Here is a 23,284-nt window from a genome sequence, read left to right as displayed (position 1 = left end):
AGCATATTAATTTAAATAGAAACTACCAATGGAAAATATAAAATTCACAAATTTAGAACGCCAAAAAACAATAGGTAATCTAGAATCGGAGGAATTTGATTTGGTAGTTATCGGTGGTGGTATCACTGGTGGTGGTATTGCGTTGGATGCTGCCTCGCGTGGATTAAAGGTAGTGCTGCTTGAGAAAGGAGATTTTGCTTCGGGTACAAGTAGTAAATCCACTAAATTAATACATGGCGGACTCCGTTACTTAAAACAATTCGATTTTTGGTTGGTGAAAGAAGTAGGTTCAGAACGTGCTATTGTGCACAAACTGGCTCCACATTTGGTTCTGCCCAAAAAGATGTTGTTACCTTTAATTGAAAATGGGTCTTACGGTAAATGGTTAACGTCAATAGGGCTTAAGGTTTATGATATACTGGCACAAGTATCTGGTGACGATAAACGAAAAATGCTCGAGAAAAAAGAAGCAATGAAATTAGAGCCTTTATTGCCAAAAAAGATACTGAACGGGGCGGGTTATTATGCGGAATATAGAACAGATGATGCCCGTTTGACTATAGAAAACATAAAGACTAGTTTACTTTTTGGTGCACAGGCCTTGAACTATGCCAAGGTAAACGACTTTCTTTATGACAATGAAAAGGTTGCTGGGGTAAAAGTTACAGATGAAACTACGGGTAAGGAGTTTACCATTAAATCTAAGTATGTAATTAGCGCTGCCGGACCGTGGGTAGATGAGCTAAGAAGTCTTAATAATTCTAAAAAAGGAAAACAGCTTCATTTGACCAAAGGGGTACATTTGGTTTTTCCATATGAAAAATTGCCGGTGAAGCAATCGGTTTATTTTGATATACCTGATGGTAGAATGATGTTCGCAATACCAAGAGGTAAAGTTACTTATGTAGGTACAACAGATACTAACTATAATGATAATAAGGACCGCGTAAGAACAGATATTGCAGACGCTATTTATTTAATATCTGCCGTTAACAATATGTTCCCGGATATAAATCTGGAATTAGATGATATCGTTTCTTCTTGGGCAGGTTTACGACCGTTAATTCATGAAGAAGGAAAATCTGCATCAGAATTATCTAGAAAGGATGAAATTTTTGTTTCAGATACAGGCTTGATCAGTATTGCGGGGGGTAAGTTGACCGGTTATCGTAAAATGGCAGAAAGAGTTGTAGATCGCATTGCCAAGAAAATGGAAGAAGAATACGATACCGAACTGAAAGAATGTTATACTGAGAAGATATTTTTGTGTGGTAATGTTGATTTCAAAAAATTCAAACATGTAAAAAAATACATAAGCGAGGTTTACAATAACATTAAAGATGAAGGTTTTTCAAAGCATGATGCCTGGTTTTTGGTAACCAATTACGGTAAGCAGACAGAGAAAATATTAGAACTGTATGCAACCATTGTAGAAGCTGATCCCTATGTAAGGTTGGCAAAAGCAGAAGTAGCATTTGGTATAGATTATGAAATGGTACAAACCCCAATGGACTTTTTTATAAGAAGAACCGGTAGATTGTATTTTGATATTGAAAGCATTAGAACCCTAATGGAACCTATCTTAAAAGAATTCCAGAATAAATTTGGGGTATCTAATGATATAGTTCAAGGTTGGAGAACTACTTTAGAGGAAGAATTAAAAGAGCATTCAGATTTCTCTTTGGAGCGAGGTTAATCTAACTTCTCTGTTAAATCTAGAAAAACCTTTTTAGGGTTTTTATTTTCATAGAGAACTTTATAAACAGCATCTATGATAGGGGTCTTTACCTTTTTTGTAAAATTCTCCTTAATCTTAAAAGCACTTTTTGCTGCGTAGTAGCCTTCAGCGATCATACTCATTTCCATCTGTGCGCTTTTTACGGTGTACCCTTTACCTATCATATTACCGAACATCCTGTTTCGGCTAAAAATAGAGTACCCAGTAACTAATAAATCGCCTAAATAGGCAGATTTATTAATGTTACGATCTAGGTTATGAATGCGTTTAGTGTATCGCTTCATCTCACGAATTGCATTGCTCATCAATACACTTTGAAAATTATCTCCATATCCCAGACCATGGGCAATACCCGCAGCAATGGCGTAAATATTCTTTAGCATTGCGGCATATTCAGTACCAATAATATCTTTACTGATACTGGTTTTTATGTATGAACAAGCTAAATTGTTGGCAACCAGTTCAGCCTTTTCCGTATCAGCACAGGCAATGGTCAAATAGGAAAGTCGCTCCATAGCAACTTCTTCGGCATGGCAAGGACCTGTAATTACTCCAATGTTTTCAAATGGTATATCAAAAACTTCATGAAAATGTTCGCCAACGATCAACCCAGATTCTGGAACAATACCCTTTATGGCCGAAAAAATGATTTTTTCCTGTAATGAACTGTTCAGCTTTTCTAATTCACCCACTAAGAAAGCAGAAGGAATAGCAAAAATTAAAACATCTGCATAGTTTACAATCTCATTTATGTCGCTAGTCAATACTAATTGCTCTGGTCTAAACTCTACAGAAGTAAGGTAGTTAGGATTGTGTTTTTGAGATTTAATATGCTCAATAGCTTCATCATTTCTCATATACCAACCTACCTTATCTTGGTTGTTGGTCAGCATTTTAACAATCGCCGTAGCCCAACTTCCACCGCCTAAAACCGCAAATTTTACATCATTGTTCATACTGCAAATTTACCAATAAATTGCATGTTTGGTATAAGCTTAGTATCAGTCTTATGTAAAATTTGGCATGGAGATTGTTTCTAGGTAAATAATCAATTAAATGAAATCATATGAAAACGATAAAACTACTTACAGGATATTTTCTTTTGGCCACCATGTTGGTTTCTTGTTATACAGAGGTAATTATTGAAGATGATTTCATTGAGGAATCTGCCTTTAATACCGATCAAGTATTACAGAGCTATGACCTTTGGTATGTAGATATCAATGCTACACGTGGCAATGGTGAAATTCCTTTTTTACAAAGGGCATTTACGGTTTCTTTTGATAGAGGAGTCTTTTACGCTAACAATAATATAGTGGGTATTGGTAAGACCGGTGGTGGTTATGGTATAGACGTAGGATCATATGGCACCCTTAGAGGTACTGTAGATATTGACCATGATATTGATGGGTCTTGGTTTTTAGAAGTGTATGCCGTTAACAATAATACCATTGAGCTGTATGATGCCGGTACTGATACTTCGTACTATTTAAAAGGATATCAGATCAACAATTTTGATTATGACATGGTATTCTACGATAACATCAATTACTTTTTGCAGGAGTATGATGCGTGGGAAAAAATTTATACAAGTGAAACAGGCGCGTTAAATGATTTTGATGAAGAAAATTATCTGCAATTTCTACCTAATTTCTTTAGATCTTCATTAGATACGCCCAATACAAGTATTTCTAATCTGCAGTGGGATTTTGAGGGAGATTATCAGGTATATAACGTTCAAGGAGATAACTCTTTAAAAACGCTGACCTTGGATTATGATTTTTTTGGTGATGATTACTTTGAACTATATGTCATAAATGACAGCACTATAGAATTATATCACCCAGATAGTGGAACAACCTATGAGTTTAGGGGCAGGGGGTATATAGAATACTTAAAGTCCGGTAAAGGATACGATGAAAGTAAAAAAAGAAGTAAATCTTCTAACCCAACAATGAATGTTGAAAGGAAGAAAGCAAAATAGTTTTTAGGTTGATTGTCTTAAGAATGCCCAATTCAATTAGAAGAGGGCATTTTTTTATGCTTGAGATTTCACATCTCCCATAATGATGGAATCAATGGTTATAGGGTTGTTGGAATGCAGTACAGAAATATCACCGGTAGTTTCAAAAACAACAGCCTTTACTTGAGATAATTGTAGCACATTGGCCTCTCTTAATTTACCCATTAAATCAGCTTCACTTACCAATGCCTTTTTAAGGTTGTCTTTTAATATGGTGCCATTTTCCATAAGCAAAATAGGGGTGTTTGTTATAAATTGTTGCGCAGCATCAGAAGATGACAATAATTTAGCGAACAAAGCTTGTAGACCAGCCAATATGGCTAAGGAAACTAAAGCTGGCATTAGATTGTCTACCGGTTTGTTTACGGCATCTGCAAGTATGGATCCCATAGCTATGGTCACAGCAAAATCAAAACTGGTCATTTTTGCAAATGTTCTTTTACCGGTAACTCGGGTAATGAACATCATGTATACGTAAACTAACAGTGCTGCAACGCATATTTGAATTACTGTTTTTATTGAAAGTGGGTCAAAAATTTCCATTATGTTGGTTTTAGGGTTTACACCTAAAGGTAGCAACTCAATGGTCCTATAGTATACTCAATACAATAGAATACTACTTCATTTAATGGGTCTGCAATCTTTTTTTAAATGCCGACGGATTTTCTCCTGTTACTTTCTTAAAAGTTCTATTGAAATAGGACAAGCTTTCAAACCCACATTCAAAACAGGTTTCACTTACGTTTTTGCCTGTAAGAAGCAATCTTTTAGATTGGCTAATTCGATATTGATTTAAAAACTCAATAAATGTACTACCTGTGGCTTTTTTAAAGTAACGACAAAAAGCCGGTTTGGTCAGGTTGCAGAATTTGGCGACTTCGTCCACAGAGATTTTTCCTTGGTAGCGCTCATCGATTAATGCATAAATGTCACGAATTCTACTTTGTTCCTTTTTGCTGTATCTATTTTTATAAGGTTTCTTATGTAGTAGTTGAAACTCGTTGCTTTGAGAAAGTCTTTTAAGAATAGCCATAATGGCCATAAAATATTCAAAAGGTTTAAGGGTGTGCAGTTCTTTTAGCATTTCCCCTACTTCTTTTTTTGTATTTCCATGAAAGGCAATGCCATATCTTGATAGGTCCAGTAATCTATTCAGGCTTTGTAATTCTGGTATTGGGTCTACATAGGTGTTTTTAAAAGAGGGTTTTATGTGTAAAACCTCTTCTCTATAAGTGGTTTTTACACCATAGTCAAAATTCAAATGTGGTATATTGGATCCAATGAGAACAAGATCGTTTTCTTCATACTCGGAAATATGATCGCCCACATGTCTTGTACCGTTTGCCCCTTCAATATAAACGATTTCATATTCAGGGTGAAAGTGCCAATAAAAGAGATGACTTAGTTTAGGGTCGTGCAACAAACGGAACGGACTTTTTGTTGTGGGTTCAATGGTTTCTAATTCAACTTTCATAATTAAATGTAACAAAATTGCGCAATATACAAGGTGTCAAGTCCATAAAAATCAATATTGTTCAAATTTAGGTCAATATTACGGTAGTTTAAGTTGCTAAGGCTCAATAGCTTTGTCGTGGTATAACGACTTAAATTTTATAAGATGAAACAGACAAAAAATAATGCAGAGCAGGGCAACAAAGCTCACGTAGATATTCCAGGAAATCCGTCTACGGCAACTAGTAGTAAACAGAAACTAAATGATCGTACCAATGGAAAGCCACTTCGTGTACTCAGTGAAGATGATTGGAAATTTTGGAAAGAGAACGGCTATGTGGTAGTTAAAAATGCAGTTCCGTTGGATCAGGCTAAGGCTACTGCAGGTTTTCTTTGGGAGTTCGATGAAAAAGATCCCAATGACAAATCTACATGGTACGCAGCTCCAAGGGCAGAAATGCAAATGAAAGAGCTAACAGGTACAGGTATGGTTGAGGTATACAATCATCAACATCTGTGGAACAACAGGCAAACACAAAAGGTCTATGATGCCTTTGTAGACGTTTGGGGAACGGAAAAACTATGGGTAACCATTGACCGTGCAAATTTGAATTTTCCATTGCCGGAAGGTGTAGATAAAAAGGGATTTATTCATTGGGATTATGATCCAGAAACAAAGCCCCAGAATGTTCAGGGTGTTTTGGCTCTTGCAGATCAAGAAGATGAGAATATGGGTGGTTTTCAGTGTATACCCTGGCTATATAGAAATTATGATTCATGGAAACTGACCCAGCCCAATGACCGAGATCGATTTAAACCCAGTTTAAAAGGATTGGAATATAAAATTGTAAAAGTAAAAATGAAAGCGGGCGATCTTTTGATTTTCAATAGTACAGAACCTCATGGTATACGACCCAATAAATCTAAAGATAAAGTTAGAATAGCGCAGTACATTTCAATGATGCCCGCTGAGCCAGAAAACCAGGCTCTTAAGAATTGGAGAATAAACTCTTGGAAAAATAGGGTAGCGCCAGAAGGCTTTGCATTTCCTGGTGACCCAAGAAAATGGGAGCAGACTAAATATGAAACTGCAAAATTATCGCCATTGGGAGAGAAGCTTTTAGGATTAAAAGACTGGTAAACAGATAATTTGGTAATAATTAGCTTGTTAGTGGTGAGGCCGGTAAATATGGCTTATTTTTGCGCCCTTTAAATGATAGAGCATGCAGAAGTACCTTAATATATTCGATTTTAAACAGAAGGTAGACTATAAAAATGAAATCTTAGCTGGATTAACGGTTGCAATGACAATGATTCCTGAGTCATTGATGTTTGCAATTCTTGCAGGATTTTCACCATTGGTAGGTTTGTACGGCGCATTTATTATGGGCTTGGTCACATCTATTTTTGGAGGAAGACCCGGACTAATTTCTGGTGGCGCGGGTGCAACTGTGGTAGTACTTATGGCCTTAATGAATTCCCACGGACTAGAATATGTTTTTGGGGCGGTTGCTTTGGCAGGTGTTATTCAAATGATAATTGGCTTTTTAAAGCTCGGTAAATTTATTCGTCTAGTGCCACAGCCTGTAATGTTTGGGTTTGTTAATGGTTTGGCCATCATTATTTTTATGGCCCAGATGGATCAATTTAAAGTAGGTGTGGGTGATGCTGCGGTTTGGCTTACGGGACCTGCAATGTATACCATGTTAGGTTTGGTGTTATTTACAATTGCAATAATTGTTTTTGTTCCAAAGCTTACAAAGGCGGTACCGGCATCTTTAATTGGAATTATTGTTGTGTTTTTAATAGTATATTTTTTCAATATTGATACCAAGCAGGTAGTTGATATTATTAATCAAGATACATTACCAGGAGAAGAACTAAAGTCGCTTAGTGGAACATTACCTACTTTTCACATACCGCAAATTCCATTTACGTTTGAGGATTTCAAAATTATTTTGCCTTATGGGTTAATAATGGCTGCAGTTGGTTTAACCGAAGGGCTGCTAACTTTAAACTTGGTAGATGAAATTACCGGTACAAAAGGCAATAGTAACAGAGAATGTGTTGCGCAAGGTGGTGCCAATATATTAAACGGTTTCTTTGGTGGAATGGGTGGTTGTCCAATGATAGCGCAAACATTGGTTAACCTTTCTGCAGGTTCTAGGGCAAGGTTGTCTGGTATAATTGCTTCGTTGACCATATTGTTGATCATACTTTTTGGCGCGCCGGTAATAGAACTTGTGCCAATAGCTGCATTGGTTGGGGTTATGGTCATGGTTTCAGTGGGTACGTTTGAATGGGCAAGTTTCAAAGCATTGAGAAGAATGCCTAAATCAGATATTTTTGTAATGATATTGGTTACTTTGATTACGGTGTTTTTGCACAATTTAGCATTAGCGGTATTAATCGGTGTTATTATTTCTGCACTGGTATTCGCTTGGGAAAGTGCCAAAAGAATTAGAGCTAGAAAACACATAGATGAAAACGGAGTAAAACATTATGAAATTTATGGTCCATTATTCTTTGGTTCTACAACCCTTTTCAATGAAAAATTTGATGTTCAAGGTGATCCAGACCATATTATTATAGATTTTAAGGAAAGCCGTGTTTCTGATATGAGTGGTATAGAGGCATTGAACAAAATTACAGAACGCTACGCCCAAGTAGGTAAGAAAGTTTTATTGCGCCATTTGAGTAAAGACTGTATTCGCTTGTTAGCAAATGCAGATGATATTATAGACGTAAATGTAATGGAAGATCCTACATATAAAGTAATGGTTGATAAACCTCTGGCTAAGAAAAAGGATAAGGATCCGGAAACCCAAAACCCTTTTAAATTATGGGGTTTGTAGAAATCGTGATTTAAGTTACTGGTCTACCCATAATAGAATATGGCATAAAAAGTACCCAAAACGATAGCAAAAGAAATGAGGTAGATTCCTATTTCTTGTATGCTATCTTTTTTTGCTTGCGCTCTAATTTTATCTCGTACATTTTTACGCTCAACATCGGTGAGTTCTTTAAAATGTAATTTTGTTGCTTGGGCATGGTTTACATAATCTTTACGCAATTCTCTAAAGCTTCTACTTTTTTTAAGTAAAACCCTATTAGACTTTAAAACACTTGTTGCGTGACCTGAGAACCCCATCGTTTCTTCTTTTCTTATATGTATATAAAATTCGATTTTTGTTACATATAGCTGAATAAATCTTAATGATTTTACAATTCTTTTATATTTTTGGCAAAATTTATACAGTATCTTGCCTTTTGGCCATTTAATTAAAGTTTATGAAATATAGTATCGGATTTTTGTTGGGCGTATTAGGTTTGATTGTGGTAAACAGTTGTAAGATGGAAGAATCAGAAAATGAAGAAGTTCTTTTTGTGGGAACATATACAGATAATGGAAGTGAGGGTATTTATACATTCAATTTAAATACTGATACAGGTGAATTGACGAACAAATCATTAACAGCGAAAATTAAGAATCCTTCTTATATAGCGTTTTCACCAGATAGAAATTCCTTATACGCAGTTAGCGAGGTAGACGATTATAAAAAAGATGAAGGTTCAATTACCACCTTTAGTGTAAAAGATACTACACTAATTAAGGTTAGCGAGCAATCAACTTATGGTGCCAACCCGTGTTATGTTGGTGTAGATGTAACTGGAAGGTTAGTTGCCGTTGCAAATTACACAGGAGGCAATGTGGCGGTATATAATACATTGGAAAATGGTGATTTAAGGAACGATCCTCAAATAATAAATCATAAAATTTTAGATTCGACCAAAACGGCACATGCTCACATGGCAATGTTCTTAAATGATGAGTTAGTGGTAACTGATCTAGGTCTTGATAAGATCAGGATATATAGCGAAACAGAAGAAAAATTTGTTTCTAGCGAACAAGAAGAATTAGTCGTTGCCGAAGGTGCTGGTCCAAGGCATTTTGTAACGTCCAAAAATGGAAATTTTCTTTATGTCATCAATGAGTTGAATTCAACGATAACTGTTTTTAAAGATGTTTCAGGGCAATTCGTTGAATTGGACACATATAATACTGTTGATGCTACTTTTAAAGGGGAAAGTTATTGTGCGGATATTCATTTATCACCTGATGGTAAATATCTGTATGGTACAAACAGAGGTGAGAACACCGTAGTTATATTTCAGGTAAATGAAACTACGGGTAAACTAAAGTTAGTAGGTAGGGAACCTGTAAAAGGAGATTGGCCTAGAAATTTTGTTTTAGATCCTTCAGGTAAATTTGTACTGGTGGCAAATCAACGAAGCAACAATATTGTTGTTTTTAGTAGAGATGAAAAAAATGGAACCCTAACTTTTGTAAGCCAGGTTGATTTGCCCAGTCCCGTATGTTTAAAATTCTATTAATTAGAATTTATTATTTGCAATAAATCATTCTTTGGTATAACTCCAGATTGTCTCCATACCTGTTTGCCGTTTTTAAATAGAATCATGGTTGGCACGCCTCTCACTTGATATTTAGATGCTAAGGTCTGATTTTTATCTACATCGATCTTAACGACCTTAATATCGTCACCCAAATCTTCCTTCACATCTTTAAGAATAGGGGCAAGAGTTTTACATGGTCCGCACCAGTCTGCAAAAAAGTCTACTAATACTGGAGTTTCCCCACCAATGATATCAGAAAATGATGCTTTCATATCTTTAAGTTTTAATAATTAAATACTGTTTTAAATTAGCAAATTCCGGTATTAGGGTCACAGCTATCACCGTTAGCTATGATTTTTAGAGGAGCAATTTGTTTAAAGGCTTCTAAAAATGCTTCTGGGGGTTGAGCTCCGCTAACGCCATATTTATCGTTGATAATAAAAAAAGGAACACTGTTTACACCACGTTGTTGGTAGTGAGCTATTTCTTGTTTTACCGCATAAGCAATAGAGTCATCATTTATAATACGATTTGTTTTTTCTGCAGTCCAATCATATTCTGCCATAATATTGCTAAGAACGTCAACATCGTTCAAATGAAGATTCTCGTCAAAGTAAGCTCTCATGAACCGTTCTTTTAAAGCATCTTTAAACCCTTCTTCTCCTGCTACATGTAAAAGCTGATGTAATGGTAAGGTGTTAACTGCTAACCACTCTTTTCCAAAGTTAAAATTAATACCTTCTGCTTTACCACTTTCTTCTAAGCGTTTGGTCATTTCCATGGGTCCGTCTAAACTTCCAAATTTATTGGTGAGATAGGTATCTCTATCCAGACCTTCTTTTGGTATACTGGGGTCTAACTGAAAAGGATGCCATTCTACTTCAATTTCGGTACCATCCCATTGTTTAATTGCACTTTCTAATCGCTTCTTACCTACATAACACCAAGGGCAGGCTACATCAGAAACTATATCTATTTTTATTTTATCGTTTTTCATATGTCTTTCAATTTTACTACATCTAATTGGTCGTAAATAGATGGTAAAACCTACATGTATTATGTTCTAATGTATTTTAAAAAAGAAAGCCCTTTCAAAATTATGAAAGGGCTTTAGGTATATTAAGGTTGGCGTTTTTTATAACGTACGTAAGTATTCTGCTATATTACGAGCCTCTTCTTCGTTTAAATTCTGATTTAGCATTATGGCATTATTGTATTCTTTCAATAATGCTTTGGCAATAGGGTCTTCTTTTAACATTTTATCTGGATTGATGATCATGTTCATAACCCACTCAGGACTTCTACGCTCGTAAACCCCTTTTAACGCAGGTCCGATCATACGTTGTTCTGCCATATGGCAAGCAGTACAGATAGCTTGAAATTTTTCTTTACCGGCAGCAGCCATATCTTCATTAACAGCATCGTCAAAAGTAACACTGGTTATAGGACCAACACCTTTATTATCTAAATCAACAGGCACACCTTCAGTTGCTGTTTCTTTTTTAGTTTCTTTTTTGGTCCTGTTCATTTCAAAACCTTCTTTTTTCTCTTCCTTCTTTTCACCACAACTCATTATCATGGAGCCAAGAACTAATAAAGTGAATAATTTGCGCATACGTTTACTAAATTTTAAGTGTTGTCTGTAAATTGAGCGACTAATATATGAATTTTTACGTGTCTCAGTACCTTTTTAGAGTAGATGTATGCTTGTTTTTATTCAATAAATGTAACAGGATAACAATTTATTATAGACTTATGATATTTATTGTGAGTACAAGTAAAATATTAGGTGATGCTATCCAAGAATTCTAAAGTGCGTTTTTCTGAGTATGTAAAGTTATTTTTTCCATAAAAACCCACATGCCCACCATATTTGGGCATTTCTAGAAATATATTCTTGTTGTTTTTAGCAATATTTATGGGATAACAATCTTTACCAAGAAAAGAATCGTTTAAGGCATTGATGATTAGTGTAGGCACTTTTATATATTTTAGAAACTGTAAGCTGCTACTTTGTGTGTAGTAGTCCAAGGCATCTTTAAAACCATGTGCTCTACTGGTGTAGATATCATCAAAATCTTTAAGGGTTTTTATATTTTTAATATCGGTATCTGAAATATCATCAGGAAACAATTGCTGTTTTAGCTTCAGTTTTTGTATAAGGTTTCCCTTAAACCTTTTGGCGTATATTGCATTTTTAAACTGCAGTAATTGCTCTAGGGAATCTGCCAATTGGCAGGGTACGGATATAGCAACGGCGCCTTTTACGGTGCTAGGGACATCTCTTTTTTCCCCCAAATATTTAAGAAGAAGGTTACCGCCTAGGCTAAAACCATGTAGATAAATGCTGTGATATTCATCTAATTGAGTAATATGTGTTATCACCGATCGTAAATCATCTGTAGCACCAGAATGATAAGAGCGGTAGAGTTTATTGGTTGCACCGCTACACCCTCTTAGGTTTATAGCGCAAATATCATAACCAGCTTTAGACAATATCTTTGCGCTACCTTTTATATAGGCCCTTTTTGAGCTGCCTTCTAATCCGTGAATAATAATGACCAGTTTTTTTGAAGGTGTTGAAGCATAGCTCCAATCTAGATCTAAAAAATCTGTATCGGGCAAATCAATACGAATTCGTATTTGTTCTAAATCATTAACTTTTCTAATTAACCCTGCATAAATAGTTGAAATATGCCCATTTTTAAAAAATAATGGCGGGTTATATGAAGAGTGTACTAAGGGCATTTTCAGGTTTTACTTTGGGTATGTTTCTAGAACCTTTATCTGCTCTTCAATAGCATCTTTAAATTCAGTTTTAAGGTTGCTAACCAATTCTGCAACAGATGAAGAATCCTCTATAAGGGCAGAGCCTTGACCTGCGGACCAAATGGTTTTCCATGCTTTCGCCTCGGTATCTAGCTCTTTGCCAAAATCGATCTTTACATCTTTTTTAAGGTCTTCTTCGGTAATACCTGCAGCTTTTAAACTAGCTGCTAAAAAATTGGCATGTACACCAGAAATAGATGCAGTGTAGACTACATCGCTTGCACCGGCATCAATAATCATTTTACGATATTCTGGAGTTGCTTTACTTTCGGTAGTGTTGATAAAACGGGTTCCCATATAGGCTAGGTCCGCACCCATTTGTAAAGCAGAAGCTATGTCTCTACCAGTACTTATACAGCCCGAAAGAAGAATGGTTTTATTAAAGAATTTTTTTATTTCAGCAACAAATGGCATTGGGTTCAAGGTACCAGCATGTCCACCGGCACCAGCAGCTACAAGAATCAACCCATCTACACCTGCTTCGGCAGCTTTCTGGGCATGTCGTTTTTTAATGACATCATGAAAAACTAAACCACCGTAACTATGAATGGCGTCAACAACTTGTGAAACAGCACCTAGAGAAGTGATAATCAATGGTACTTTATGTTTTACGCACAATTTAATGTCAGCTTCTAATCTTGGGTTTGTTGGGTGTACTATTAGGTTAACTCCAAAAGGAGCAGCTTTTTTTCCGGTTTCTTCCTCATAGGTTTTTAATGCAGACTTAATTTCTACTAACCATTCTTCAAACCCTTCGCTGGTTCTTTGGTTCAAGGCAGGAAAAGTACCAACAATTCCATTTTTACAACATTCAATAACCAGTTGTGGACCAGAAATTAAAAACATTGGTGCTGCAACAGCAGGAAGGGACAATTCTTTTATAAAACCAGGTTTATCAGCCATATCGATGTGTTTTAGAACGTAATTTAAAAATAACTATAAAAAACGGTGTTCTTTGTTTCTTAGGTTTCAAAACTATGTTATTTTTATGAAGTATTATGCATGCATAGCAAAAAATTATAAATATGTACTTTAAAGATTTTGAAATAAGATGGAGTGATGTAGATGCAAATAGGCATTTAGCAAACTCGGCATATATTAATTTCATGAGTCATACCCGTATGGCTTTTTTAATTGAACAAGGCTTTGATCATAAAACAATGGCAATTCATGAAATAGGACCAGTAGTTTTTTATGAACATGTATATTATTTTAAAGAGGCATTTCCTGGTAAGCCTATAAAGGTTTCATTAGAAATTATGGGTTTAAGCGAAGATGGTAAGTTCTTTGAATTTCATCATAACTTCTATAATCATAAAGGAGAGAATATTGCAAGGTGTGAGATGATGGGTGCTTGGATAGATTTGAAAACCCGAAAACTGACTGGGTTAACAGAAGAATTATTAAATAAATTCAGTGAAATTGAAAAAGGAGAGCATTTCAAAGTGCTTACAAAAGAAGACTCTAGAAAGTTCATGAAAATTCCTAAAAATTTATAGAATTTTCAAGTTCAAATAGTTTATTTTTAGTTGACCGAAACAATTACAGTTGAGTTCCCCCCAAAAAAGCTGTAGTTTTTAACGAACCAATAATTATGTATTTACTTTATGGTTAGCCTACCTGAAGAAATATTTCAAGAAACATACGGGAGGGTAAAAAAATTGATCGTGACCAAAAAATTGGTTCCCGGTCAATTAATAACCGAGCATAGGTTATCTCATACATTAAATATTAAAGACGATACCATACCGGTAGTATTGTTGCAGTTACGACAAGAAAGTTTGTTGGTGGGTAGTTTAGATAATGGTCTTACTGTAAGAGAATTGTCTGAACAGGAAATTGCGGAAATGTTCGATTGTCGAATGGCAATTGAAACAATGACCGTTAAGCTTTTTACTCAAAATGCTTCTCAATCAAAAATCGACGATTTAAGAAATTTATTGGTCCCCTTTGAAAAAGGACCACAAAATGCATATGTCTTTTATAAAATTGACAGATATTTTCATGAGTTTATTGCCAGGAATTGTGGAAATAGAACATTGTACGAATTGTTTAAATCTGCAAAAATTTTACCTTTTATGGATTTAGTGGGGTTAAATAGACCTCTAAAAACAATTATGCAAGAACATTTGGACATAGTATCTGCCATGCATCAACGAGATGAGGAAAAAGCGGTAAGGAGAATAGCCGTTCATCTAGAAAACAGTAAGAGGTCACACCTTTAATGTTCTTGAAGTTGTTGTTTTTTTGGTTTTTTACTGGATAGATAAACTCCAAGCAGTACAAAACATGCGGCAACAATTTTTACGGTAGTAATAGTATCTTGTCCAGTAAGTACCGCATAAGCTATACCCACCAAAGGTTGTACGTATACAAAGGCACTTAAGGTTGATGCCTTTAATTGCGTTAGGGCAAATATGTTAAATAGATACGTACAAAAGGTAGTTCCTAAAATAACGAAGCCAATACCAAAATATGCTTCAAAAGGCAGTGTGCTCCACGAAATATCCATAAATTCTTCAAAACCGAACGGTAGACATATTAGTACCCCTAATGAGAAGAGCCACTTCATAAAGGTAAATGGGTGATATTTACTAATAAGCACTTTTGCCAATACAAGATAAGAGCCATAAAACATAGAGTTTAGAAAAATCAAAAAATTGCCTAATGGAATATTAGGCGCATCTTGTCTAGTTTCGGTTCCAAATAAGATTAGCCCTAAGGCACCCAGCAATCCTATTACAATGCCAATAACTTTTCTGGCAGATATTTTTTCCTTTAAAATAATGGCGGATAATATTAAAACTATAATTGGGGTTGTTGTAATTAAAACTGCACTATTAATTGGGGTAGAAAGTGATAGCCCTTTAAAAAATACTAACATATTCATTGCCATGCCCAATAGTGCACAGATGAGCATGCGTACATAATCTTTTGGATCAATACGTTCTTTTGGTCCTAATGGAGAAATCAGCCAAAATAAAATGGCAGCACCTAAAACTCTTAAAATAATAAAACCAAAAGGTTGTACAAAATGGGGCATAACCCCTTTGGCGATGGTGTGGTTTACACCATAAATAGTGGTGGCACCAATGGCTGCAAGTATAGCTAGTAATCGCTTGTTCACGAATGTATTGCCTTTTTAGCGGCTTCAACCACTTTTTTACTGTTACCAATAAAAATTTGGTCGTCTACAATGATTACAGGTCTTTTTAGAAAAGTATATTGTTCTAGTATTAGACTTTTAAAGTCATCTTCTGAGAGCTCTTGTTCTTTTAAATTTCTCTCACGGTATAATACCGCTCTTTTACTAAATAATGCTTCGTAGCTGTTTGATAAGCTTTGCATTTGCTCTAATTGGTCATTAGTTATAGGCTGGGTTTTTATATCCTGTAGTTCAAAATCAACAAGGGGTTGTAGGTCTTTAATAATGCGTTGGCACGTAGAACAAGTGCTTAAGTGATATATTTTTTTCATTTTTATGCTAGGCTTACTGGTAAGCAGTATTTAATATTGTTTTCAATAAAGGCTTTGGTACTACAAAGAAACCCAAATAACATTAATTGTGCTATTTTTACTGGGTATTAAATGTGAAATGATGACAGAGAATATTTTTCAGGTAATGTTGCAGAATCGTAGAAACTTACATGCGATATTGACAAATACATCAAAAGATAAATTATTAAAAATTCCGAAAGGATTTAATAATAATGTGTATTGGAATATAGCCCATACCGTGATTACTCAACAGGTTCTGATTTATAAGTTCAGTGGACTTCAAATGCGCGTGCCAGATAATTTAGTGGATAAGTTCATGAAAGGTACAGTGCCCGATGGCACAGCTTCTGATGAAGAGATGATGATGATTGCGGATTTCTTGATATCTACGGCAGAATGGCTCATAGAAGATTACAATACGGAGCTATTTAAAACTTTTAAAGAGTATACCACGAGTGCAAGGGTGACACTGAAAAATGTTGATGATGCCATAGCTTTTAATTTATTTCATGAAGGGCTACATATAGGGCAAATATCATTGTTGTTAAAACATTTGGCCTAGGGTTACTTGGGGTATTTTAAATAGGGATTTGCCTTGCTAAATGGAATCAACAAGGTTATTGGTCCGTCGGCAAAAGAAGCTATCTCGTAAGGTTCGTAAAATAGTAACAGTCCGTCTTCTGTATATCCTATATTCGTAGGCAGGTAAAATTGTTCAGTTTCGAACATAAATCCCGTACTGTTTATAGAACCTTCCAAAGGAATATTTTCTTGTTTACGAAAGAGCGATTCTGCAAAATGGGTGAATTCATCTAAGTCATGAAATAGATTTTCTTGATATAATTCCGCACCTTCCAGTTTGTTGAAATTCAAAAATCTGTTGGTGCCATAGCCATGTGCCCCACCGGTATAGATATAAGAAATAAGATTAATGGTAATAAGCGTGTCATTCTCAAAAGAGATGGCACCTTCAATTGTTGCCTCCCAAGGGATTGATTCTTCCAAAAACTTGTTGCTTAACTCCTCATAATCTTTCAAGAAAGCATTTTTTGCTTCAATTAAATTTGTAGCATCGCTCTCTTCATCAAAATTCAATAGGGCTATAATTTCACCTTCCAAAGCAGCATTAATAGTTTTGCTAAGTTTTGTGTTCGCTGTCGCATGCGGTATTTCTATCTTGACTTTAGTGCAATTCTCGCAAGAATCGGTAGAAACGGTATAGGGTTCAAAGGGTAGATGGTTTTTATTGTTACAGGCAATAAGTAGCAGACCAAAAAGCAGGAACGAAAGCGTAGATTTCATGTAAAAGTTAGATTTCATGTAAAAATACACCATCATTGTATTCCCCAAAAGATAACGATACATTTGTATGGTAAATACTTTACTATGGCCTCCAAAGACTTAAAATTTAACACCAAGACCATACATGGTGGTCAAAAACCCGATGCAGGTTATGGAGCGGTAATGCCTCCAATATATCAAACCTCAACTTATGCCCAAACTACACCAGGAGGGCATAAGGGGTATGAGTATTCACGAAGTGCAAACCCTACAAGAACGGCTTTAGAAAATTCATTGGCAAGTATTGAAGGGGGGACTCATGGTATGGCATTTGGCAGCGGATTGGCAGCGATAGATGCAGTTATAAAGTTGTTACAACCTGGTGATGAAGTAATTTCTACAAATGACCTTTATGGAGGATCATATAGAATTTTTAAGCGGATATTTGAAAAATTCGGAATAGTTTTCCATTTCGTAGGTATGCAGGGGGCAAATGCCGTTCAAGAAAAAATCAACTCGAAGACAAAATTGATTTGGGTAGAGACTCCTACAAACCCAATGATGAATATTATCGATATTAAGGCTATAGCATCTTTAACCATTGATAAGGATATTCTGTTGGCGGTAGACAATACCTTTGCGACCCCGTATTTACAAAAACCGTTAGAACTGGGGGCAGATATCGTAATGCATTCGGCAACCAAATATCTGGGTGGACATAGCGATACGGTTGTAGGAGCGTTGGTGGTTAAGGACCAAGAATTAGCGGATAGATTGTACTTTATACAAAATGCCAGTGGAGCGGTTTGTGGACCAATGGATAGTTTTTTGGTGTTAAGGGGAATTAAGACTTTGCATGTGCGTATGCAGCGTCATTGTGAAAATGGAAAAGCAATTGCCGAGTTCTTGTACAATAATGCAAAAATTGAGAAAGTATATTGGCCAGGTTTTGAACATCATCCCAATCATAAGATCGCAAAAGAACAAATGAATGATTTTGGGGGAATGATTTCTTTTGTGCCTAAAGGCGGTAGGTATGAAGAGGCAATAAAGATTGTGGAAAGGTTACGGGTATTCACATTGGCCGAATCGTTAGGTGGTGTTGAAAGTTTGGTTGGTCACCCTGCGAGTATGACCCATGCAAGTATTCCGAAAGAAGAACGACTAAAGAGTGGCATCGTAGATGCTTTGATAAGATTAAGCGTTGGTATAGAAGATGTTGATGATTTAATTGCAGATTTAGATCAAGCGATAGCATAATGGCCTAAATGTTAAATTAAATGCAGTAAGTTGAGGTAGTTTGTTGCTAAAACAACAAATTTTATCGAATTTTAAAAAAATAAGCAATCAAATTACACAAATAGCATAATTTTGCCGTTATATTTTGAAATCAATAATTTAAATTAGTTCAAATAGCTTTATGGAAAATAAAATTAAAGCATTTATGGATGAGGTTATTGCCAGAAATGGTCACGAACCAGAATTCATTCAAGCAGTTCAAGAAGTTGCAGAAACAGTAATACCATATATTGCAAAGCACGAAATTTATAATGGTAAGAACATTCTTTTAAGAATGGTTGAGCCAGAGCGTTTGGTTTCGTTTAGGGTTGCATGGGTAGATGATGATGGTGAGATACATGTAAACCGTGGATATAGAATTCAAATGAATTCTGCTATTGGGCCATACAAAGGTGGTTTACGTTTTCATCCAACGGTAAATGCTAGTATTCTTAAATTCTTGGCTTTTGAGCAAGTGTTTAAAAATAGCCTTACTACCCTGCCAATGGGTGGTGGTAAAGGTGGTTCTGATTTTGACCCTAAAGGAAAATCTGATGATGAAGTAATGCGTTTTTGCCATGCCTTCATGTTAGAATTAAATCGTCATATTGGTCCAAATACAGATGTGCCTGCCGGTGATATAGGCGTGGGTGCACGTGAAATTGGTTTCCTTTTTGGTATGTACAAAAAGATACGGAATGAGTTTACTGGAGTCTTAACCGGTAAAGGTCTTTCGTGGGGTGGTTCTAAAATTAGACCAGAAGCTACAGGGTATGGTACCGTGTACTTTGCTCAAAGTATGTTGAAGACCAAAAATGAAACCTTTGATGGTAAGACTGTGGTAATTTCAGGTTCAGGAAATGTTGCTCAGTATGCAGCGGAGAAAGCAATTCTTCTAGGTGCAAAAGTGGTGACCCTTTCAGATTCTAGCGGATATATCTATGATAAAGATGGTCTTAACGACGAAAAGCTTGCTTTTGTAATGGATCTAAAGAATAATAGAAGAGGTCGTATATCTGAATATGCAGATAAATATGCTTCTGCAGAATTTTTTGCCGGCGAAACGCCTTGGAACGTAAAATGTGATATTGCCTTGCCATGTGCAACTCAGAACGAGTTAAATCAGCAAGATGCAAAAAACCTATTAAAGAATGGTTGTATATGTGTTGCGGAAGGTGCTAATATGCCTTGTAATGCAGATGCGGTTCATGAATTCAACAATGCAAAAATTTTGTTTGCACCTGGTAAAGCATCAAACGCTGGTGGTGTTGCAACGTCTGGTTTAGAAATGTCTCAGAATTCATTAAGAATAAGCTGGACTCGTGAAGAGGTAGATGAGCGTTTAAAGGACATTATGGAAGATATTCATGATTCTTGTATTGAATTCGGTAAAGAGGAAGATGGTTTCTGTAACTACGTAAAGGGAGCCAATATTGCTGGTTTCGTAAAAGTAGCCGATGCTATGTTGGCTCAAGGTGTAATCTAGGTTACTACCGTAAAGTATAAATTTTATAATGCGAGAACCTAACTAGGTTCTCGCATTTTTTTATGCATTTCATTTACCAAATACCAAACAACTATCTTTGTTGTAATAGATGTTTTAAAATGCAGGTAACTACCAAGGCTATAATATTTTCTGCGATAAAATATGGCGACACCAGCCTTATTGTTAAGGCTTTTACGGCATCGGACGGAATTAAATCATATTTGTTGAGAGGAGTCCTATCTTCTAAAAAAGGTAAATTAAAGACAGCATATTTTCAGCCGTTGACCCAACTGGAAATCGTTGCCAACCACAAGAACAAAGGTAGTTTAGAGACGCTCAAAGAGGCTAAGGTTTTTTATCATTACCAAAGCTTATATGCAGATATGGCAAAAAATGCAATGACTTTGTTTTTAGCGGAATTGCTGGGGAACAGCATACGGGAAGAAGAAAGAAACGAAGAATTATTTGAGTTTTTAGAGGCATCTCTACAGTGGTTGGATATGCATAGGAATGTTGCAAATTTTCATCTGTATTTTATGTTGTCACTAACAAAGTTTTTGGGATTTTATCCAGATGTATATCAAATAGATAAGCCTTATTTTGATCTTTTGGAAGGCGAGTTTGCTGAAAAAGAATCATTGAACCCCAATCTTAAAGGTGAAAATATTTATTTTTTCAAATCCTTCTTAGGCACAAATTTTGATGCAATACATACCATAAAAATGAACAAAACCAATCGCCAGGAATTATTGAAATCCTTAGTTCTATACTTTGAATTGCATTTGCAAGGATTTAGAAAACCAAAGTCGCTTGCCGTTTTAAATGAAGTTTTTAATACATATGTCTAGGTATTTAATTATAGCGTTTCTTTTCTATAGTTGTTTTAGTAGTGCACAAAATATTACCGTTTTAGATGGTGATAGTGGAGAGGAAATTTCTAATGTTGCCGTATTTAATAAAGATAAGTCAAAAATCGCGTTATCTGATTTTGACGGTATTTTCAATGCTTCTGTATTTGGTGCAAAAGAGCGTATTACCTTAAAACATATTGGCTACCAAGAGTTCAAGACCACAAAAATGCAGCTTCAAAGACAGGGGCATAAGGTTTATCTTGTTATGAAAATCCAACAATTAGATGAGGTAGTAATGTCCGTCTCTAAGTGGGAGCAGCAAAAGAGAGATATTCCAAATAGAATAATATCTTTAGATGCTAGGTCAATAGCGCTAACAACACCACAAACTTCTGCAGATTTACTTCAAAACAGCGGTAAGGTATTCGTTCAAAAAAGCCAATTAGGTGGCGGTAGCCCTATGATCAGGGGTTTTGCTACAAATAGATTGCTGTTGTCGGTAGACGGTGTAAGAATGAACAATGCTATTTTTAGAGGAGGAAACGTACAAAATGTAATATCCATAGATCCTTATACCATAAAGAATACCGAAGTCATTTTTGGACCGGGCTCAGTAATTTATGGAAGTGATGCCATTGGAGGGGTAATGAATTTTTACACGAACAAACCAATGTTGTCTGAAAACGACAGTTTATTGGTTAGCGGAAAAGCAAATTATAGATTTTCATCGGCCAATAATGAAAATACGGTTCATGCAGATGTCAACTTAGGACTGAATAAATGGGCATCGTTCACTAGTATGACATACAACAATTTTCAAGATTTGAGAATGGGATCACATGGTCCTGATTCTTATTTGCGAAACAACTATGTACAAACGGTAAATGGTGTAGATGAGCTGGTAGAAAACCGTAATCCTAAAAAACAGGTAACTACGGGTTATGATCAAATTAATATGATGCAGAAATTCTTATTCAAGCCTAATTCTAAATGGGATTTGAATTTGGGTGCATATTATAGTGAAACATCCAACTATTCTAGGTATGACCGGTTGATTAGGCCAACAAGTGATGGTCTAGGCTTGCGTTCGGCCGAATGGTATTATGGTCCTCAAAAGTGGTTTATGGGTAATGCCCAGCTGCTAAAAAAAGGAAACGGAAAAGTGTATGATGGTTTAAAACTTGGTATGGCCTATCAATTTTTTGAGGAAAGTAGAATTAATAGGGATTTTCAAGACGAAATTAAAAATACTACAAAAGAACAAGTAGATGCGTATAATTTCAATGTAGATTTCGAGAATAAAAAAATTGGTGATTTTAAACTTTATTATGGTAGTGAATATATTTATAACAAAGTAAGTTCCAATGGTTTTGATCTTAATGTCAATACCAATGAAAAAACAAATGCCGCATCTAGATATCCAGATGGGTCTTCTTGGCAAAGTTTGGCCGGGTATGTAAATGGTGAATATAAAGCAAAACCGAATTTCACCTTAATGTCCGGTTTAAGATATAGCCATGTTTGGGTTAATGCTGTTTTTGACGATACGTTTTATGACTTTCCTTTTGAAAAAGCTGACTTAAGTACAGGGGCGTTAACAGGTAGTTTGGGTTTTAGCTGGTTTCCAAGGGCAAACCTTCAGGTTACCTTAAATGGATCAACAGGTTTTAGAGCTCCCAATATTGACGATGTCGGTAAAATATTTGATTCTGAACCAGGTTCGGTGGTTGTGCCAAATCCAGACTTAGAGCCAGAATATGCGTATAATGCCGAAATAGGTGTTCAGCGTAATATCAATGATAAGATCATTTTTAAAGGAGCTGCCTACTACACCTATTTGGTTGATGCTTTGGTTAGAAGGGATTTTAGCTATAATGGTGTATCTGAGATAATGTATGGTGGTGAGCTCAGTAATGTGCAGGCTATACAAAATGCGGCAAAAGCTTACGTATATGGTTTTGAATTTGGATTGGAAGCGTACTTGTCAGAACAATGGTCATTATCATCTAATTTAACTTTAACCGAAGGTGTAGAAGAGGAAGATGATGGTACTGAAACAGCGGCTAGGCATGCGGCACCTACTTTTGGTGATTTTCATATTGTATGGAAAAACCAAAGAATCCGTACAGATCTATTCGTAAATTATAATGGAGAAGTGGCATATGACGATCTTGCGATGTCAGAACAAGAAAAAGATTATATCTATGCAATTGATGAAAATGGTAATCCGTTTTCACCATCGTGGTACACATTGAATTTTCGTTCGCAATACGATGTTTCGCGTACTATTAAGATAACCACTAATGTAGAAAATTTTACGGACCAGCGTTATAGAACATATTCGTCTGGTATTGTGGCTCCGGGTATTAATGTTATTTTGGGCCTGGGCTACTATTTTTGACATAAAAAAGACCCGTAAATTACGGGTCTTT

Annotated in this window: 24 protein-coding genes; 12 read left to right on the top strand and 12 right to left on the bottom strand. The window is 35.8% G+C overall.

All coding sequences use genetic code 11. The annotated features are described in order from the left end of the window. The first annotated feature begins 28 nt into the window (after positions 1 to 28). Positions 29 to 1,696 carry a glycerol-3-phosphate dehydrogenase/oxidase gene (locus VBZ51_RS07315; RefSeq protein ID WP_416576510.1) on the top strand — a complete coding sequence of 556 codons (1,668 nt, stop codon included), beginning with the start codon at positions 29 to 31 and terminating at the stop codon, positions 1,694 to 1,696. Here VBZ51_RS07315 and VBZ51_RS07310 read toward each other — a convergent pair. Further along, positions 1,693 to 2,694: an NAD(P)H-dependent glycerol-3-phosphate dehydrogenase gene (locus VBZ51_RS07310; RefSeq protein ID WP_348428087.1), complete on the bottom strand. Its 1,002-nt coding sequence runs from the start codon at positions 2,692 to 2,694 to the stop codon at positions 1,693 to 1,695. The two genes, VBZ51_RS07315 and VBZ51_RS07310, sit on opposite strands and share 4 nt — an antisense overlap. 110 nt (positions 2,695 to 2,804) lie before the next feature. Between VBZ51_RS07310 and VBZ51_RS07305 the strand changes: the two genes are divergently transcribed. Beyond that, positions 2,805 to 3,722 carry a hypothetical protein gene (locus VBZ51_RS07305; protein ID WP_058104792.1) on the top strand — a complete coding sequence of 306 codons (918 nt, stop codon included), beginning with the start codon at positions 2,805 to 2,807 and terminating at the stop codon, positions 3,720 to 3,722. Between the two features lie 54 nt (positions 3,723 to 3,776). Here VBZ51_RS07305 and VBZ51_RS07300 read toward each other — a convergent pair whose 3' ends face one another. Continuing rightward, positions 3,777 to 4,304 (bottom strand): DUF421 domain-containing protein, encoded by a 528-nt coding sequence (locus VBZ51_RS07300; RefSeq protein WP_416576509.1) that lies wholly within the window; start codon positions 4,302 to 4,304, stop codon positions 3,777 to 3,779. Positions 4,305 to 4,386: 82 nt separating this feature from the next. Continuing rightward, positions 4,387 to 5,235 (bottom strand): helix-turn-helix domain-containing protein, encoded by an 849-nt coding sequence (locus VBZ51_RS07295; protein ID WP_416576508.1) that lies wholly within the window; start codon positions 5,233 to 5,235, stop codon positions 4,387 to 4,389. A gap of 144 nt (positions 5,236 to 5,379) precedes the next feature. Between VBZ51_RS07295 and VBZ51_RS07290 the strand changes: the two genes are divergently transcribed. Both VBZ51_RS07290 and VBZ51_RS07285 read left to right on the top strand, forming a co-directional pair. Further along, the gene (locus VBZ51_RS07290) at positions 5,380 to 6,354 is read left to right on the top strand and encodes a phytanoyl-CoA dioxygenase family protein (RefSeq protein WP_416576507.1); all 975 of its coding nucleotides are present in this window, start codon (positions 5,380 to 5,382) and stop codon (positions 6,352 to 6,354) included. Between the two features lie 82 nt (positions 6,355 to 6,436). Further along, on the top strand, positions 6,437 to 8,068 hold the full coding sequence (locus VBZ51_RS07285) for a SulP family inorganic anion transporter (protein ID WP_232231345.1): 1,632 nt from the start codon (positions 6,437 to 6,439) through the stop codon (positions 8,066 to 8,068). A gap of 23 nt (positions 8,069 to 8,091) precedes the next feature. Here VBZ51_RS07285 and VBZ51_RS07280 read toward each other — a convergent pair whose 3' ends face one another. Then, entirely contained in the window at positions 8,092 to 8,364 is a 273-nt protein-coding gene (locus tag VBZ51_RS07280; protein ID WP_091608329.1) for a hypothetical protein, read from the bottom strand. 140 nt (positions 8,365 to 8,504) lie between these two features. Here VBZ51_RS07280 and VBZ51_RS07275 point away from each other — a divergent pair, with 140 nt between their 5' ends. Beyond that, entirely contained in the window at positions 8,505 to 9,608 is a 1,104-nt protein-coding gene (locus VBZ51_RS07275) for a lactonase family protein (protein ID WP_416576506.1), read from the top strand. Here the strand turns inward: VBZ51_RS07275 and trxA are convergent. The 5 genes from trxA to VBZ51_RS07250 all read right to left on the bottom strand — a co-directional run bounded on the left by trxA (position 9,605) and on the right by VBZ51_RS07250 (position 13,361). After that, the gene (gene trxA, locus VBZ51_RS07270) at positions 9,605 to 9,901 is read right to left on the bottom strand and encodes a thioredoxin (RefSeq protein WP_071340614.1); all 297 of its coding nucleotides are present in this window, start codon (positions 9,899 to 9,901) and stop codon (positions 9,605 to 9,607) included. The genes VBZ51_RS07275 and trxA overlap by 4 nt on opposite strands. A 35-nt stretch (positions 9,902 to 9,936) precedes the next feature. Further along, on the bottom strand, positions 9,937 to 10,626 hold the full coding sequence (locus VBZ51_RS07265) for a DsbA family oxidoreductase (RefSeq protein ID WP_416576505.1): 690 nt from the start codon (positions 10,624 to 10,626) through the stop codon (positions 9,937 to 9,939). A 138-nt stretch (positions 10,627 to 10,764) separates the two neighbouring features. Then, a complete protein-coding gene (locus tag VBZ51_RS07260) occupies positions 10,765 to 11,244 on the bottom strand; it encodes a c-type cytochrome (RefSeq protein WP_058104799.1) in 480 nt (159 codons plus the stop codon). Between the two features lie 170 nt (positions 11,245 to 11,414). After that, positions 11,415 to 12,377 carry a YheT family hydrolase gene (locus tag VBZ51_RS07255; RefSeq protein WP_416576504.1) on the bottom strand — a complete coding sequence of 321 codons (963 nt, stop codon included), beginning with the start codon at positions 12,375 to 12,377 and terminating at the stop codon, positions 11,415 to 11,417. A gap of 9 nt (positions 12,378 to 12,386) precedes the next feature. Next, the gene (locus VBZ51_RS07250) at positions 12,387 to 13,361 is read right to left on the bottom strand and encodes an NAD(P)H-dependent flavin oxidoreductase (protein WP_071340610.1); all 975 of its coding nucleotides are present in this window, start codon (positions 13,359 to 13,361) and stop codon (positions 12,387 to 12,389) included. Positions 13,362 to 13,483: 122 nt separating this feature from the next. On the opposite strand from VBZ51_RS07250, the gene VBZ51_RS07245 reads away from it, so the two are divergent. Continuing rightward, complete coding sequence (locus VBZ51_RS07245) at positions 13,484 to 13,957, top strand: acyl-CoA thioesterase (protein ID WP_058104802.1); 474 nt, start codon at positions 13,484 to 13,486, stop codon at positions 13,955 to 13,957. A gap of 168 nt (positions 13,958 to 14,125) precedes the next feature. Continuing rightward, positions 14,126 to 14,683 (top strand): GntR family transcriptional regulator, encoded by a 558-nt coding sequence (locus tag VBZ51_RS07240; RefSeq protein WP_175518844.1) that lies wholly within the window; start codon positions 14,126 to 14,128, stop codon positions 14,681 to 14,683. Here the strand turns inward: VBZ51_RS07240 and VBZ51_RS07235 are convergent. Both VBZ51_RS07235 and VBZ51_RS07230 read right to left on the bottom strand, forming a co-directional pair. Continuing rightward, positions 14,680 to 15,585 carry a DMT family transporter gene (locus VBZ51_RS07235; RefSeq protein WP_416576503.1) on the bottom strand — a complete coding sequence of 302 codons (906 nt, stop codon included), beginning with the start codon at positions 15,583 to 15,585 and terminating at the stop codon, positions 14,680 to 14,682. The genes VBZ51_RS07240 and VBZ51_RS07235 overlap by 4 nt on opposite strands. Further along, positions 15,582 to 15,935 (bottom strand): arsenate reductase family protein, encoded by a 354-nt coding sequence (locus tag VBZ51_RS07230; protein WP_071340606.1) that lies wholly within the window; start codon positions 15,933 to 15,935, stop codon positions 15,582 to 15,584. The genes VBZ51_RS07235 and VBZ51_RS07230 overlap by 4 nt, the downstream gene beginning before the upstream one ends. Positions 15,936 to 16,056: 121 nt before the next feature. Here VBZ51_RS07230 and VBZ51_RS07225 point away from each other — a divergent pair, with 121 nt between their 5' ends. Then, a complete protein-coding gene (locus tag VBZ51_RS07225; protein ID WP_416576502.1) occupies positions 16,057 to 16,518 on the top strand; it encodes a DinB family protein in 462 nt (153 codons plus the stop codon). Positions 16,519 to 16,520: 2 nt separating this feature from the next. Here the strand turns inward: VBZ51_RS07225 and VBZ51_RS07220 are convergent, their stop codons facing one another. Then, positions 16,521 to 17,258 carry a DUF3298 and DUF4163 domain-containing protein gene (locus VBZ51_RS07220; protein ID WP_215997002.1) on the bottom strand — a complete coding sequence of 246 codons (738 nt, stop codon included), beginning with the start codon at positions 17,256 to 17,258 and terminating at the stop codon, positions 16,521 to 16,523. An 84-nt stretch (positions 17,259 to 17,342) separates the two neighbouring features. Here VBZ51_RS07220 and VBZ51_RS07215 point away from each other — a divergent pair, with 84 nt between their 5' ends. The 4 genes from VBZ51_RS07215 (at position 17,343) to VBZ51_RS07200 (ending at position 23,253) form a co-directional block, all read left to right on the top strand. Then, positions 17,343 to 18,497, top strand: coding sequence for a cystathionine gamma-synthase (locus VBZ51_RS07215; RefSeq protein ID WP_416576501.1), 1,155 nt, complete (start codon positions 17,343 to 17,345; stop codon positions 18,495 to 18,497). Positions 18,498 to 18,657: 160 nt separating this feature from the next. Beyond that, the gene (gene gdhA / locus VBZ51_RS07210; RefSeq protein ID WP_416576500.1) at positions 18,658 to 20,001 is read left to right on the top strand and encodes an NADP-specific glutamate dehydrogenase; all 1,344 of its coding nucleotides are present in this window, start codon (positions 18,658 to 18,660) and stop codon (positions 19,999 to 20,001) included. A gap of 119 nt (positions 20,002 to 20,120) precedes the next feature. Beyond that, positions 20,121 to 20,849: a DNA repair protein RecO gene (recO, locus tag VBZ51_RS07205; protein WP_416576499.1), complete on the top strand. Its 729-nt coding sequence runs from the start codon at positions 20,121 to 20,123 to the stop codon at positions 20,847 to 20,849. After that, positions 20,842 to 23,253, top strand: coding sequence for a TonB-dependent receptor (locus tag VBZ51_RS07200; RefSeq protein WP_416576498.1), 2,412 nt, complete (start codon positions 20,842 to 20,844; stop codon positions 23,251 to 23,253). Before recO ends, VBZ51_RS07200 begins: the two co-directional genes overlap by 8 nt. The last annotated feature ends 31 nt before the right edge of the window (positions 23,254 to 23,284 follow it).

The organism is Maribacter sp. HS (assembly GCF_048059195.1).
Taxonomy (GTDB): domain Bacteria; phylum Bacteroidota; class Bacteroidia; order Flavobacteriales; family Flavobacteriaceae; genus Maribacter; species Maribacter dokdonensis.
This window is presented reverse-complemented; position numbering and strand designations above follow the sequence as displayed.

Bases quoted from the DNA above. Each gene is read 5' to 3' on its own strand.
- VBZ51_RS07230 (WP_071340606.1), bottom strand. From the start codon at position 15,935: ATGAAAAAAATATATCACTTAAGCACTTGTTCTACGTGCCAACGCATT.
- VBZ51_RS07305 (WP_058104792.1), top strand. From the start codon at position 2,805: ATGAAAACGATAAAACTACTTACAGGATATTTTCTTTTGGCCACCATG.
- VBZ51_RS07265 (WP_416576505.1), bottom strand. From the start codon at position 10,626: ATGAAAAACGATAAAATAAAAATAGATATAGTTTCTGATGTAGCCTGC.
- VBZ51_RS07260 (WP_058104799.1), bottom strand. From the start codon at position 11,244: ATGCGCAAATTATTCACTTTATTAGTTCTTGGCTCCATGATAATGAGT.
- VBZ51_RS07290 (WP_416576507.1), top strand. From the start codon at position 5,380: ATGAAACAGACAAAAAATAATGCAGAGCAGGGCAACAAAGCTCACGTA.
- VBZ51_RS07315 (WP_416576510.1), top strand. From the start codon at position 29: ATGGAAAATATAAAATTCACAAATTTAGAACGCCAAAAAACAATAGGT.
- VBZ51_RS07275 (WP_416576506.1), top strand. From the start codon at position 8,505: ATGAAATATAGTATCGGATTTTTGTTGGGCGTATTAGGTTTGATTGTG.
- VBZ51_RS07250 (WP_071340610.1), bottom strand. From the start codon at position 13,361: ATGGCTGATAAACCTGGTTTTATAAAAGAATTGTCCCTTCCTGCTGTT.
- VBZ51_RS07285 (WP_232231345.1), top strand. From the start codon at position 6,437: ATGCAGAAGTACCTTAATATATTCGATTTTAAACAGAAGGTAGACTAT.
- trxA (WP_071340614.1), bottom strand. From the start codon at position 9,901: ATGAAAGCATCATTTTCTGATATCATTGGTGGGGAAACTCCAGTATTA.
- recO (WP_416576499.1), top strand. From the start codon at position 20,121: ATGCAGGTAACTACCAAGGCTATAATATTTTCTGCGATAAAATATGGC.
- VBZ51_RS07280 (WP_091608329.1), bottom strand. From the start codon at position 8,364: ATGGGGTTCTCAGGTCACGCAACAAGTGTTTTAAAGTCTAATAGGGTT.
- VBZ51_RS07200 (WP_416576498.1), top strand. From the start codon at position 20,842: ATGTCTAGGTATTTAATTATAGCGTTTCTTTTCTATAGTTGTTTTAGT.
- VBZ51_RS07215 (WP_416576501.1), top strand. From the start codon at position 17,343: ATGGCCTCCAAAGACTTAAAATTTAACACCAAGACCATACATGGTGGT.
- gdhA (WP_416576500.1), top strand. From the start codon at position 18,658: ATGGAAAATAAAATTAAAGCATTTATGGATGAGGTTATTGCCAGAAAT.
- VBZ51_RS07255 (WP_416576504.1), bottom strand. From the start codon at position 12,377: ATGCCCTTAGTACACTCTTCATATAACCCGCCATTATTTTTTAAAAAT.
- VBZ51_RS07245 (WP_058104802.1), top strand. From the start codon at position 13,484: ATGTACTTTAAAGATTTTGAAATAAGATGGAGTGATGTAGATGCAAAT.
- VBZ51_RS07300 (WP_416576509.1), bottom strand. From the start codon at position 4,304: ATGGAAATTTTTGACCCACTTTCAATAAAAACAGTAATTCAAATATGC.
- VBZ51_RS07220 (WP_215997002.1), bottom strand. From the start codon at position 17,258: ATGAAATCTACGCTTTCGTTCCTGCTTTTTGGTCTGCTACTTATTGCC.
- VBZ51_RS07295 (WP_416576508.1), bottom strand. From the start codon at position 5,235: ATGAAAGTTGAATTAGAAACCATTGAACCCACAACAAAAAGTCCGTTC.
- VBZ51_RS07225 (WP_416576502.1), top strand. From the start codon at position 16,057: ATGACAGAGAATATTTTTCAGGTAATGTTGCAGAATCGTAGAAACTTA.
- VBZ51_RS07310 (WP_348428087.1), bottom strand. From the start codon at position 2,694: ATGAACAATGATGTAAAATTTGCGGTTTTAGGCGGTGGAAGTTGGGCT.